This is a genomic window from Shinella sp. OV683 (assembly GCF_057787725.1).
On sequence record NZ_CM173543.1, the window covers coordinates 811,342 to 823,957 of the forward strand.

Annotated in this window: 14 protein-coding genes; 4 read left to right on the forward strand and 10 right to left on the reverse strand. The window is 58.8% G+C overall.

All coding sequences use genetic code 11. The features are described 5' to 3' along the window. Positions 1-99: 99 nt before the first annotated feature. Together ACXHRN_RS03940 and ACXHRN_RS03945 are read left to right on the forward strand one after the other, a co-directional pair. On the forward strand, positions 100-1,176 hold the full coding sequence (locus tag ACXHRN_RS03940) for a hypothetical protein (protein ID WP_488640041.1): 1,077 nt from the start codon (positions 100-102) through the stop codon (positions 1,174-1,176). Between the two features lie 255 nt (positions 1,177-1,431). After that, positions 1,432-2,541 (forward strand): DUF937 domain-containing protein, encoded by a 1,110-nt coding sequence (locus ACXHRN_RS03945; protein WP_488640042.1) that lies wholly within the window; start codon positions 1,432-1,434, stop codon positions 2,539-2,541. An 82-nt stretch (positions 2,542-2,623) separates the two neighbouring features. Here the strand turns inward: ACXHRN_RS03945 and ACXHRN_RS03950 are convergent, their stop codons facing one another. From ACXHRN_RS03950 to ACXHRN_RS03970, 5 genes are all read right to left on the reverse strand, one after another. Then, positions 2,624-3,874 (reverse strand): acyltransferase family protein, encoded by a 1,251-nt coding sequence (locus tag ACXHRN_RS03950; protein ID WP_488640043.1) that lies wholly within the window; start codon positions 3,872-3,874, stop codon positions 2,624-2,626. Between the two features lie 90 nt (positions 3,875-3,964). Beyond that, entirely contained in the window at positions 3,965-4,294 is a 330-nt protein-coding gene (locus ACXHRN_RS03955) for an L-rhamnose mutarotase (RefSeq protein WP_488640044.1), read from the reverse strand. 23 nt (positions 4,295-4,317) lie between these two features. Then, positions 4,318-5,829 carry a UxaA family hydrolase gene (locus ACXHRN_RS03960; protein WP_488640045.1) on the reverse strand — a complete coding sequence of 504 codons (1,512 nt, stop codon included), beginning with the start codon at positions 5,827-5,829 and terminating at the stop codon, positions 4,318-4,320. A 51-nt stretch (positions 5,830-5,880) separates the two neighbouring features. Then, positions 5,881-6,627, reverse strand: coding sequence for an SDR family NAD(P)-dependent oxidoreductase (locus ACXHRN_RS03965; protein WP_488640046.1), 747 nt, complete (start codon positions 6,625-6,627; stop codon positions 5,881-5,883). A gap of 106 nt (positions 6,628-6,733) precedes the next feature. Further along, on the reverse strand, positions 6,734-7,408 hold the full coding sequence (locus tag ACXHRN_RS03970) for a GntR family transcriptional regulator (protein WP_488640047.1): 675 nt from the start codon (positions 7,406-7,408) through the stop codon (positions 6,734-6,736). Positions 7,409-7,688: 280 nt separating this feature from the next. Between ACXHRN_RS03970 and ACXHRN_RS03975 the strand changes: the two genes are divergently transcribed. Then, the gene (locus tag ACXHRN_RS03975; RefSeq protein WP_488640048.1) at positions 7,689-8,078 is read left to right on the forward strand and encodes a sugar ABC transporter substrate-binding protein; all 390 of its coding nucleotides are present in this window, start codon (positions 7,689-7,691) and stop codon (positions 8,076-8,078) included. An 86-nt stretch (positions 8,079-8,164) separates the two neighbouring features. On the opposite strand, the gene ACXHRN_RS03980 is transcribed toward ACXHRN_RS03975, so the two are convergent. Further along, on the reverse strand, positions 8,165-8,329 hold the full coding sequence (locus tag ACXHRN_RS03980; protein WP_488640049.1) for a hypothetical protein: 165 nt from the start codon (positions 8,327-8,329) through the stop codon (positions 8,165-8,167). A 279-nt stretch (positions 8,330-8,608) separates the two neighbouring features. Next, positions 8,609-9,664 carry a ribosome small subunit-dependent GTPase A gene (gene rsgA, locus ACXHRN_RS03985; RefSeq protein ID WP_488640050.1) on the reverse strand — a complete coding sequence of 352 codons (1,056 nt, stop codon included), beginning with the start codon at positions 9,662-9,664 and terminating at the stop codon, positions 8,609-8,611. A gap of 259 nt (positions 9,665-9,923) precedes the next feature. On the opposite strand from rsgA, the gene ACXHRN_RS03990 reads away from it, so the two are divergent. Then, positions 9,924-10,865: an aldo/keto reductase gene (locus ACXHRN_RS03990; protein WP_488640051.1), complete on the forward strand. Its 942-nt coding sequence runs from the start codon at positions 9,924-9,926 to the stop codon at positions 10,863-10,865. A 77-nt stretch (positions 10,866-10,942) separates the two neighbouring features. Here ACXHRN_RS03990 and ACXHRN_RS03995 read toward each other — a convergent pair whose 3' ends face one another. The 3 genes from ACXHRN_RS03995 to ACXHRN_RS04005 form a co-directional block, all read right to left on the reverse strand. After that, positions 10,943-11,671, reverse strand: coding sequence for a glutathione S-transferase (locus ACXHRN_RS03995; protein ID WP_488640052.1), 729 nt, complete (start codon positions 11,669-11,671; stop codon positions 10,943-10,945). 5 nt (positions 11,672-11,676) lie between these two features. Further along, positions 11,677-11,925 carry a DUF2188 domain-containing protein gene (locus ACXHRN_RS04000; protein WP_488640053.1) on the reverse strand — a complete coding sequence of 83 codons (249 nt, stop codon included), beginning with the start codon at positions 11,923-11,925 and terminating at the stop codon, positions 11,677-11,679. Positions 11,926-12,049: 124 nt separating this feature from the next. Beyond that, positions 12,050-12,466 (reverse strand): DUF982 domain-containing protein, encoded by a 417-nt coding sequence (locus ACXHRN_RS04005; RefSeq protein ID WP_488640054.1) that lies wholly within the window; start codon positions 12,464-12,466, stop codon positions 12,050-12,052. Positions 12,467-12,616 lie beyond the last annotated feature (150 nt).

Here is a 12,616-nt window from a genome sequence, read left to right on the forward strand (position 1 = left end):
GCGCAAGATCGTCCATGGATGCCGGAGGCAATCTACGGCATCCACCTTCGCACACCAGTTTGCAATACCCAGAGGATCGCGCCTGTGCCGAAGCCTAACATGCTGATTTTGCGTCTGATTGCTCTCGGCGCCGTCCTTCTCATCTCCCAGCCGGCACTCGCCGGCAAGACCGAGGTTTTCACCAACCAGGCCTATATCGAAGAGGCGCAGAACACGCCTGATTTCGACATCGCGGATATGAAGGCGGTGCTGGAACTGGTGCTCGGCAGCCTGCCGGAAAAGGTGAAGGTCTATCCGACTGAAAATTACTACTATTTCTATTTCCATTACAAAGGCATCCGCTATGGCGGCAACCTCCGCTTCGATGCGGCGGACCGCGACAAGGGCTTCGTACACTTCAACTATTTCAAGGATTTCACCAACTGGCAGCGCGATGAGACGGGCTTCAGTACCCTCTACGGCGAGAAGGATGGTGTGAGCCTCAAGGCTGCCGGCAAGCTGGCCTATGACCTCGAATTCAAGGGCAAGCGTGTGCGCTTCGATCTCAACGATCTCTCCGGCGTCAAGCCGCCCGCCGACGCCGTGCAGAAGGGCGAGACCTATATCGGCCCGGTCTTCGACGAATCCGGCATGCGTTTCTTCCTCGTGTTCGACGCTAGGGAGAAGATCTTCATGTATATTCTCGATGAGACCCAACCGGTCGCCGACCAGTTCAACGCGGCCGCGAGCGCTGATCGCATCACCATCGGCATCCGCACCGGCTTCGCCTTCTATGCCGACCGTTTCGCCAAGCGGAAAATCCTGGTGGGGGTCAACCAGTTCAACACGTCGATCAACAACTATCTCGACGGTCCCTTCGACCAGCTTCCGGACAATTTTCTCGTGGGCGAGACTTTGAGGACGGCAATCCTCACAGCAAGCCCGGAAATGAAGGGCCAGATCGACCGCTTCGGCAATTCGCCGGATGGCGAGACGCGCTATTTGATCGCCCCCTATATGCAATATGAGCAGGAGCGCGAGCTCGGTGATATTTCTGCATGTGCCGCGAGCGAGGCCCTGCCGGTCTATTACCGTTGCTTTTCGTTTGCAGATCTCGGCGCAAATGACGGCGAAGACAACAATGGCCAGCCTCCCGACGACGACAAGGAGCCGCCGGCTGCCGACAGCAAGCAGTAGCACCCTTACACCTGCTGGTCATGCGTGCCGCCGCGGAATGCAACTTACAACTAGCCAATCATATCGCTGAATGCTAATGTTATGTTATTGTTCGGAGGTTCAGTTTCACCTCCTGTTGTCATGGGCCGATATCAGCGACTTGAACCCAAGGCGCAAATGTCGGACCGCTATGCTGGCTACTATCGACGACACCACCTGTTAGACCGCGACTTCATTCATGCCGTTTGCGATTCTTAACTGCGGAGGACCAATTCAATGGCCAACAATCTCGTTTCCTACATCATGCAAATGCTGACGCCAGACCTGATCGGGCGCTTGGCGGGGGCGCTTGGGCTGGATGCAGCCAAGGTGCAAAGCGCCATCGGCGCTGCAGTACCGGCGCTGTTAGCCGGTCTCGGCGGCGTTGCCACGCAGCCGGGTGGTGCTGAAAAGATTGCTGATGCCGTCGGACAGCAAAGTGCGTCCCTGGGTGAGCTTGCGGGAATGCTGACCTCCGGCAACCAGGCGTCGCTTGCCCAGACTGGCTCGACACTCCTCTCTTCGCTGTTCGGCAGCGGAAACAGCGGCGTGCTGGCAAATGCCGTCGGCAGCTTCGCCGGCCTTGACAAGACAACCGGGAACTCGCTGCTTGGAATGCTCACACCGCTAGTGCTCGGCGGTCTTGCCGACCAGAGCGAGGGCGATCTCAGCCCCGGCAATCTTTCTGGCCTGCTGGCCGGCCAGAAGGACAATATCGCCGCCGCCCTGCCTTCGGGCATCGGCGACATGCTTGCGGGGACAGGCCTGCTGGGCACGCTGAGTGGGTCCATGCGTTCGGCGACCACGGCAGCAAGCCAAACGGCTGCCCGCACCAGTGCGACGGTTTCGTCCATTTCCAATGCGAGTCAGCGGACCGCAGCGGATGTGGCCTCGAACTCCTACCGCTGGCTCTATTGGCTGATCGCGGCATTAGCAGTCTTGGCAATACTCTATTTCGTTCTCGGACGCCGAGCAGAACAGCCCACCGCGCCGGCCGCCACAACCCCGGCCGTGCAGGAAACGACCACCGGGGCGGCAGATGTGGGCAAGCAACTCAGCGACACGCTCGCTGGCTTGCAAACGACTGTAACTGGAATCACCGATGCCGCCTCCGCTAACGCCGCCCTGCCCAAGCTGCAGGCAGCCGAAGGCGAAATCGGCAAGCTGCAGGCGACGATCGGCGCGTTGAGTGCCGAGCAGAAGACGGCGCTTGTGACGACCGTCAAACCCATGGTGGCAACGCTGAACGGCCTGCTCGACAAGATCCTCGCCATTCCGGGAGTGTCCGATGTCCTCAAGCCGACTGTGGATTCCCTGAAGGCGAAGCTTTCAGCCTTGGCCGCCTAAGCAGGACGGCTAGCCAAATCGCCGGCTTCCGGGGCCGGCGATGTTCCAATTCCTTGATGTCAGATTATTGCCGAAGAAGCCGCTAGTTTGCCTTGTCCGGCGCTGGAAGGCCGAGCGGTGTCGGGTTCCATCGGACGCCGTTTGCGATGCGGCCAAACAAGACTTGGCCCGGCCGCTCGATCACCCGACGAGTGAAGAGCGAAAACAGCAATGTCGTTGTGAGAAACAGCAATAACAGCAACACGGCCGACATCTCGCCGCCCGTGACGATCCGCGGATTGGGAATCGACATCGGCGGCAGGTAGGCGGGCCGCACAAGAACGATCGAGGCCTGCCGATCCAGCAGCGCCAGGCCCCATCGCAACACTTCGCGCAAAAGGCTGTGCGTCATGTAGATCGAAAACGACAGTTCTCCCAACAACACGAATGGCCTGAACGACAGCAGATTTGAAACGATCCCTGCTTCGAACGCAAAGATCAGGATCGCGGTGCCGAAGATCAGGGGTGAGAGGAATTGCAGTGGTGTGTGGGCATAGGCGGTGACGAAAGCCGCAATAATCCCAACCACCATGATTTCCAGGCTGCTCGACAACAAGCGGGATCGCGGCTGCGGGAACTGCTGCAATCTCTGCCACAGGCCATAGACAAGACACCCGGCCATGAACCCGAACAGGCAGCGGGCGGTGGCATAGGCGGCGTAGGTTTCCATTCTGCCCGGACCGACCAGGAGTGCCACCAGCGCTGCCAACCACAAAGCAAGCAGCAGTGTCGATCGGGATATCCTTGAAAAAGCGGGCAGGGAGGCGAGCAGTAGCGTCGAACCAAAGAGGATATAGGTCCAGTATTCCACCGAAATGCTCCACGATGGTCCGTTAAGAGACGGATGTGGCCACAAAGGCGTGGAATGCAGAAACAGCACCGTGCTCAAAAGACCTTGGACGGACGCCGCCGGATTGGCTGCCGCAGTGCCAAGCGTCGCTGCTTTTACCAGTTGGAGAACCAGAAAAAGGCCGAGGATGAAGATGTGCAGCGGCCAGATTCTGCCTAGTCGCCGAACGGCAAAAACGGCCAGATCCTGCAGGCTGGCCAGCTTGTCGGCGTAGGTGTGTGTGATCACGAAGCCGCTGAGAACGAAGAAGAAATCCACGAATATCCAGCTATGCCTGATGAAATCATACTGGATGACACGGCCAACCGTGCTGAAGTGGAACACGGCGACCAGCACGGCGCAGATACCCCGCCAACTATCAAGCACGACAAAGCGCCGCTGGGACGACATGGCTGTAACCCATCTGCTTATGGGCAGCGCAGGCCGGCCCGATGCGGCAAGCATAGGCCGATATCCTTACGCCCACTTTAATAGACCGCACATTGGCTGGTTGACCTCCGCGGCGGCCGATCCCGTCTGCCACCAGCAGCGCGACTAGTCGAGGTGGAAAACCTTCGCCATCTCGGCCCACCATTCGCCTTCCTTGCGGGTTGCGAGAGGCTCCTGCAATGGATCGCAAATCTTCCACCACTCCCGCATGGCAGGCGCCTTGCCCATCTCGGCCGCATCGGCGGTGAAATCGCTGCCGTGATATTCCCAATAGGCGAACAGCAGGTTTTCCGGTTCGCGCAGGAAGATCGAATAGTTGCGGATGTTTGCCTTGGTGATAACAGCCAGCACGTCGGGCCAAACGGCGGCGTGGAGTTCCTTGTATTTCTCGATGAGGTCGGGTTTCAGCCCGATGCATAGTCCTATGCGCTGCATGTCCAGATCCCAATTTTCAGGCGCTACATGGTGGCGCCGACGCTCCAGGGTACGAATTCATTGTCGCCGTAGCCGAGCATTTCCGATTTCGTCTTTGCGCCGGAGGCGACACGCAGTATCTCGGCGAATATCTCGCGGCCCTTGGCTTCCAGCGAGACGCCGTCGAGCACATCACCGCAATTGATGTCCATGTCCTCGTTCATCTGTTCGTAAATGAACGAGTTGGAGGCGAGCTTGATCGACGGTGTCGGCTTGCAGCCGAAGGCCGAACCGCGGCCGGTGGTGAAACAGAGCACATTGGCGCCGCCGGCGATCTGGCCCGTGGCCGATACGGGGTCGTAGCCCGGCGTATCCATGAACACTAGGCCGGTCTGGTCCACGAGCTCGGCATATTCATAGACGGCCATGAGATTGGTCGAGCCACCCTTGGCCGAAGCGCCGAGCGATTTCTCCAAAATCGTCGTCAGCCCGCCTAGCTTGTTGCCAGGCGAAGGATTGTTGTTCATCTCCATATTGTGCCGCGCGGTATAGTCCTCCCACCAGCGGATACGTTCGACGAGCTTCTCGCCGACCGAGCGAGATCGGGCGCGCCGCGTCAATAGATGCTCGGCGCCGTAGATCTCCGGCGTCTCCGAGAGAATGGCGGTGCCGCCCTGGGCGACCAGCATATCGACGGCTGCACCCAGAGCGGGATTGGCCGTAATGCCGGAATAGCCGTCCGAGCCGCCGCATTGCAGCGCCAACATCAGTTCCGAGGCGGGCGCAGTCGTGCGGCTTGCGGCATTGACCTGCGGCAGCATCGCCTTGATCGCTTCGACACCGGCTTCTACCGTCTTGCGGGTGCCGCCGGCTTCCTGGATGGTCAGGGTGCGGAACGTCGCGCTTTCCTCGACACCATAGGATTTCATCCAGCGCGGGATCTGGAACGCCTCGCAGCCGAGCCCGACCATGAGTACGCCACCGACATTGGGATTGATGGCGAAGCCCCATTGGGTCTTCTTCAGCAGGTCATAGGCAGGGCCGTTGACATCGAGCCCGCAACCGGTGCCGTGCACCAGCGAGATAACGCCATCGACATTCGGATAGTCGTCGAGCATTCCGGAGTGATTGACCTGTTCGGCTATGAAGCGCGCAGCGCTCGCCGAACAGTTCACCGAAGTCAGTACTGCGATATAGTTGCGAGTGCCGAACTTGCCGCTCTCACGCCTAAAACCCTGGAATGTCGCGCGAACGGCATCCGCAACGAAGGACGTTTCCTTCAGGCGATCTCCGAACACATATTCGCGTTCGAATTCATGCACATAGACATTGTGCTCATGCACCCACTCGCCGGGTTCGATCGGGGTGCCGGCAAAGCCGATGACCTGCCCATATTTCACCACCGGCGCACCCTCCGCAATCGACTGGATTGCCATCTTGTGGCCGCGGGGGATGCGAACCTTGGCGGCAACAGCTTCCGCGCGGTCGCCGGGATTGAAGGGATCGACGGCCAGCACGATGTTGTCTGTGTTGGTAAGCTTGATGAATCTAGCCATGGTGCCTATTCGGGATGGGTTGTCGTGGAGGATCATTGGTGGCGTGAAAGATCAGTACGTCGTGCGTCCACCGGAGAGGTCGAAGGTTGCCGCGGTGGTGAAGCTGTTTTCCTTCGACACCAGCCAGGCGACCATCGAGGCGGCTTCGTCGACTTCGAGGAAGCGGCCGCGTGGGATCTTGCCGCGCATATATTCGATGAATTCCGGCTTGAGTTGTTCGAGAATGCGGGTCTGAGCGGTGGCGGGCGTGATGCAGTTGACCGCGATGTCGAAGCCCGCAAGCTCCTTGCCCAGCGATTTGGTAAAGCCCATCACCGCAGCCTTCGAGGCCGAATAGGCGGCGGCGTTCGGATTGCCTTCCTTGCCGGCGACCGAGGCGATGTTGACGATGCGACCGTAGTTGCGCTCCTTCATAGCAGGCACCAGGGCGCGATTGACATAGAAGGTGCCGTTGACATTGATGTCGATGATCTTCTTCCACATGTCGATGTCGTAGCTGTCGACCGGCCCATTGGCGCCGGCAATGCCGGCCGAATTGACCAGGATCGAGGCAGGTGCGGCAATCTCCTCGGTCTTCTGGCGGGCGGCATCGACCTGATCCCAGTCGGAGATATCGACGACGATGGTGGTCGCGGCAGACCCCAATGCCTCCTTTGCCGTCGCCAGCTGGGCGGCATCCATGTCCCAGAGCGTCACCGTCGCGCCGGAAGCGACAAACCGCTTGGCCATGGCAAAGCCCAGACCCTGTGCACCGCCGGTTACCACGGCGTGCTGGCCGTCGAGATCAATCCTGTTCATGCACGTCTCCTCGTATGCAGTCTGAAGCCAAATCGGAGTCACCGTTATATTAGTGTAACGGCCGGATCAAGATGATTGTACGACCGGCTGCAAGACTGAGTTTTTGCTATTCCATTGTGACGGCGGCAACCTCAAGCGCGTTGCGTAGCGAGGTGTTGAGGTGCTCGCGCATCGCCGCAGCCGCAGCGGCGCCATCATGACGCTGCAGCGCCTTGAGGATCAGCTTGTGCTGTTGAATGGTGATCTCGCCGTAGCCCGGCTTGGGGATCGACATATAGCGGCCGCGATCCATCTGCGCCTTCGAGATATCCACCGCTCTCCACAGCATCTGGAAGTCGTTGATCTCGGCAATGGTGCGATGGAAGATGTCGTCGAGACGAATGGCTTCAGCGTATTTCGCACGTGAGATCGCCAGCTCATGAGCAGCGATATTATCCTCAAGCAATTCGGCGTGATGGGTGGTCAGTTTGGTGGCAGCGCGCTTGGCACTTTCCATTTCAAGCGCACTGCGAATGACATAGGCCTCTTCCAGTTCCTTGAGGCTGATCGGTGCCACGAAGGTTCCCGTCTGCGCAAACACGTTGACCAGGCCCTCATCGCTGATGCGCTTGACGGCTTCGCGCACAGGTGTGCGGGACACGCCCAGCTGCTCGGCAATGGCCACTTCATTGATCGCGTCGCCCGGCCGCATTTGTCCGCTAACGATAAGTCCCCGAATATATTGATAAATCTGCTCGCGCAGCGGAAGCGTGCGATTGAGATTTGGTGCGTCCGTGGCCATCGTCGCTTCTGCTGCAAGGGTGAGTGATTGGTGGGTCACGATGAAATAATTATACTAGAATGTCAACGCAGGCCGACCAATGACAAGGTGTTTGCGGGGAATCGGCGCAGTTCTGAAATCACGCTTGCGGACACTGTTATACTAGTGTAATGAGTTTTTCGCTGCGGCCTCGGGAGGGTATGAGAGCCGCGTCGGCCGGGCCTTTTCATAGGTGCCGTTCACGTCTAGCGGCAAGATTCAGGGCGGAAGATGAAGCAGGTTCAATTCGTTATCTCACTTCTTGCGATGCGCAACGACTGTCACATCGGCATGTCGGCGTGAGGGGCGGGGCGATAGCCGCGACCTGATCACCCGCTTCGGCGACAAGATCACTGGCGTCTACTCAAACGACGACACGATGGCACGCGGCTTCATCGATGCTTGGAAGGAGGCGAATCCGGGTAAGCCGACTCCGCCGATCGTTGGCATCAACGGCCAGAAGGACGCCTTCGAGTCGATCCGTTCGGGCGAGATGTATTCGACGATCGTCCAGTCGCCGGATGAAGATGGCAAGCTCGCCATCAACACGATGGCAGAAATCCTCGACGGCAAGGACGTCAAGACACGCCTGCCGATCCCGCTGACCGTGGTTACCAAGGACAATGTCGACAGCGTCCAGCCGGCGTTCTGATCTGCACCGGCCTCAAAAAACCATAGCCCCGCTTTTGGCGGGGCTATTTGTTTCTAAACAGGATTGTTCGCTCTTACGATCGACAATTAGACGGCGACGCGTCGGGCTTCCTTGTCGGCCGATTTGCGGTCCGTGCCATATTTCTTGATGATGGCCTGTGCGTCCTCGACCGATATGCGATGCTTCTTGGCAAAGGCGATCGGCTCGTAAGGTTGTTCGGTGGTCGTCTTGGTATCTTTTTTCTCAGACATGGGTATCTCCCGGGATAGCGGCCTCAGCATGCTGCTGAACCGGACGTGATTGAAACGGGGATGAGTGCTGAAGAACACTGGCTGGCGATTTCGTCAAAATCGCAGTGAATGGCCGCTTCGACACTGCATTTTATTTAGGTTTCGTAAGGCGCTGTTTCAATGGAATGAAGCAATTGCCGCGATAAACACTAATTATCGCGGCAGGGCAATCACCCATCGGTGTTCCGGTTGCTTGCGGCCTGCCGGCACGGCGTCAACTGGTGACAGACGTTCACTTGCTCAATATTTATTTTTGCGGACGCTTTTATTGCCGCGTGCACCGACCAGGACCGGAGTTTTGCTGCGGTTTTCTTCAAGCATAGTCCGCCAGCGGGCAAGACGCTCGGCAGGAAGCGTGCCGGCGGCCACGGCAGCCTGTACCGCACATCCAGGTTCATGGGCGTGGGTGCAGTTGCGGAATTTGCACAGCGGCGCCAGATCGGTGATCTCGGCAAACAGCGTATCGATGCCGTCCGTGGCATCGCTGACATAGAGCGTCCGCATTCCCGGCGTGTCGATCACCCAGCCGCCGCCGGCGATCGAATGCAGCGATCTCGATGTCGTCGTATGGCGGCCCTTGGCATCATGCTCGCGGATTTCGCCGGTCTTTTGTCCGCTTTCATCGTCCATGCCGGCCAATGTATTGACCAGCGTCGACTTGCCGACGCCGGAGGAACCGACCAGCGCCACAGTCTGGCCGGGACCGCACCAGGGAGCCAACGCCTTCGCCGCATCCGCTGTCTTGGCGTTCAGGACAACGACCGGCAGATCGCGCTGCAGGGCGCGCGCCTGTTGTTCATAGGCATCGGCATCGGCTGTTTTGTCCGCCTTGGTCAGCACGATGACCGGATTGGTTTCCGCCTGATTGGCGAGCGCCAGATAGCGCTCCAGCCTGGCGGGGTTGAAATCATCATTGCAGGAGGTGACGATGAACAGCGTATCGACATTGGCGGCCGCCAGCTGCTGGCCATCCCGGCCCTCGGTGCGGCGCTGCAGCACCGTCTTACGTTCGAGGCGCCGGACGAACATGTCGGTGTCGGGATCGGCAAGCACCCAGTCTCCGACGGCATAATGGGAAGTGTTGGCATTGACGGGCAAATCGAGCGCCACCGGTCCGTTGGCGTCAACCGCGGTGATCCGTGCCCGGTGAACCGCGGCGATGCGCCTTGGCGCCAGGCCGGCTTCTTCGGGCTCGATCTGCGAAGCAAAGAAATCGGACCAGCCGAGCCGTGCAAGCGCAAGGGAAGGGGTGGTCAAATCATCCGTCACAGATCGATCCAAGAGTTCGCAGTGCATTCATAAGCTCGTTTCCTGGCAACATACTTGAAGCGCTTGTAGCGGATAGAATGGCAAAACAGCAAACGATTCCGCAGGTCGGTGAGCACGTCGCGGACTTGGCTTGGAGTGCGGATTCGTCGACTATCCGCACGTCGAAAATGTTGCGGTTCGGGTCGTAGAATCGTGCCGGATACTTATATCATCTTCTCGACAGTTTGTGTCGGCGGCAGCGGGCCAGGAGCTTGCTGGCTGGAAGCAGCAAAGAAGGAAAGCTATAATGGACAAACGGCCTCTGGGAAAAACCGGACTGAGCATCTCGCCGCTCGTGCTGGGCGGCAATGTTTTTGGCTGGACGATCGACGAAAAGACCAGCTTCGACGTTCTCGACGCGTTTGTCGATCATGGCTTCAATGCCATCGATACCGCCGACGTCTATTCGTCCTGGGCTGACGGCAACAAGGGTGGCGAATCCGAGACCATTATCGGCAACTGGCTGAAAAGCCGTCCAGGCATGCGCGAGAAGGTGGCCATTTTTACCAAGGTTGGTTCGGACCTCGGCATGCCGGGAAAGAAAGGTCTGTCGGAGAAGTGGATCACCCAGGCCGTCGACGAATCGCTTGCTCGTCTCGGCGTCGATGACATCGATCTCTATTTCTCTCATTGGCCAGACGCTACACCTTACGAGGAAACGCTGGGCGCTTACGACAAGCTGCTGAAGGCAGGCAAGATCCGCTCGATCGGCGCCTCAAACCTCAATGCTGCGCAATTGGGTGAGGCGCTGAAGGTCGCAGAGGATAGGGAGCTTCCCACCTACCAGGTGCTGCAGCCGGAATACAATCTCTATGATCGCTCCGATTTCGAGGGCGACTTGCGAGATCTCTGCGTCGCGAACGACCTGGGCGTCGTGACCTATTACAGCCTCGCGTCAGGCTTTTTGTCGGGCAAATACCGGTCGACGGATGACCTAGCAAAGAGCGCCCGCGGCGAAGACGTGGCCAGGTATCTCGATGCGCGGGGCAACAAAATTCTTGCAGCGCTCGATGAGGTCTCCGAGCGCCATTCGGCAAAGCCGGCCGAAATCGCCCTGGCCTGGGTGATGGCGGCGAAGGGCGTGGCCGCGCCTATCGCCAGCGCCACCAGCCGCCGGCACGTGGAGAGCTTCGCCAAGGCGGCGCAGTTGACGCTTTCTGCGGATGATCTTGCCAAGCTCGACGTCTGATAGCCGTCCGATAGCTGCTACCCACGCCTGATGCCGTCAGGCGTGGGTAGTCTGATCGCCGGGTAGGCCCAGAACGCCTATTCGCTGTCAAGTTCGGGATAGTGGCGGAAAATTCCGTCTTCATTGAAAGCCAGGCGCCGCGGCGACTTCAGGTAGGCCACAATGTTTGGCCGGCTTTTGACGGAGGCGTGCAGGGCTGTCAGCAACGGATACTTGCTGTTGGAGCCCGCCATGGCCTTGGGGAAGGCATAGGACAGGCCTTCCATCATCTGGAACAATGACAGATCGACGTAGCTGAGGGCGTCACCGACAACATGTTGTGATCCCTTGGGATTGCGGGCCAGCACGCGCTCGAAGTAGCCGAGGAATTTGGGGATGCGCTCCTTGATGAAATCGGCGGACCGCGCCTTGGCTTCGGCTTTTTGATCCTCATAGTAGAGTGAAACGCCGATGGGATGATGGGTGTCATGGACCTCAGCGACGAAATCGGTGATTGTCAGCTGAAGCCCATTCGCAACGTATCGCAGCTTTTCGTCTTTCGGCGCCAGGCCAAGCTTGGGGCCTAGATACAAAAGAATATTGGCGACATGGGAAACGATCAGGTCGCCATCCCTCAGGAATGGTGGCGCGAAGGGGAGATTTATTTCCTTGGAACTCTTCATGAGATCCATCATCGCGCCGGTGCCCTTGCCAGGACCGGACCCACGGGTCGTGTCGATATAGTCCGCCTGGGCCTCTTCCAGAGCGAGGCGCACGAATTCGCCGCGTCCCTGGATGCCATTCCAGTAATAGAGTTCGTATGCCATGCCTGCTATCCAGCCTTGTCTTCGACGTCGACTTCGGGGCGATCGCCTCCGTCGGAATGTTCGTAGTGCCATTCGCCGTTCTGGAGCTGATAAGAGATCTCGGCGGGTTCGCCGCCTACCTGCTGCTCAAGCGCAACGCTGCGGGCGCGTTTGAGCGCCTGCTCATGGGTGGCGAAGGTTTCGGAAAACACGTCTCCCAGCTTGTAGGCCCAGCCGCCGTCGTGTTGAACGATTTGGTAGGTGACTTTGGTCATGAAATGCTCCCGGCGACGGATGGCCAAGTTGCTGTCGCGCATGGGCACGACGGCGACCAACGGTTGATCGTTCCGTCAGTATCCGGTGCGGGTCAGGATTTTACAAGGGAGCGTGGTTGCGGCGCTATGAGCGCTTTGCGAATCGCGTCTGCGGGGCATGCTGAAGCGACGTAGGATCACCTTCAGACGGCGCGCTATCTGCCGGGTCTTGAGGGGAGTTGCCATCTTCCGACCGTGCCATATCCTCGGCAACCATGGCCACCTGGAGTTCGAGAAACTCAAATTCGTCCTCGTGCACCTCAAATTGCAGGCCAGCCTCCATCGCGGCGACAACGAAGGATGCTCTCGCGGCCTCAACCGAGCCCGGCCCCGAAAGTAAGGCTTCACAGTTGGCAATCGCACGCATGCAGCATGGGCCGTCGGGCTGAGGCCAGCGTTCGCGAAGATACGCCAGTGCATCGGTTGCATTCTCAATGAGATGCCAATCCTGGCCCAACTTGATCCCGACAACCCTGTCAAAACGACTGTTTTCCATATCCATCACATGCTCATGCTGCGGCACGAGTGAACGCTCTGGCTTGCGCGAGGCTGGATTTATCAGAGGTTGTGCACGTTAGCGAAAGCTGGCAAAGCGTCGTCAACGGCTGTATTCCAGTGCTGAAGCGGCTGTCTGTTTCCAGTGAAAACCAGC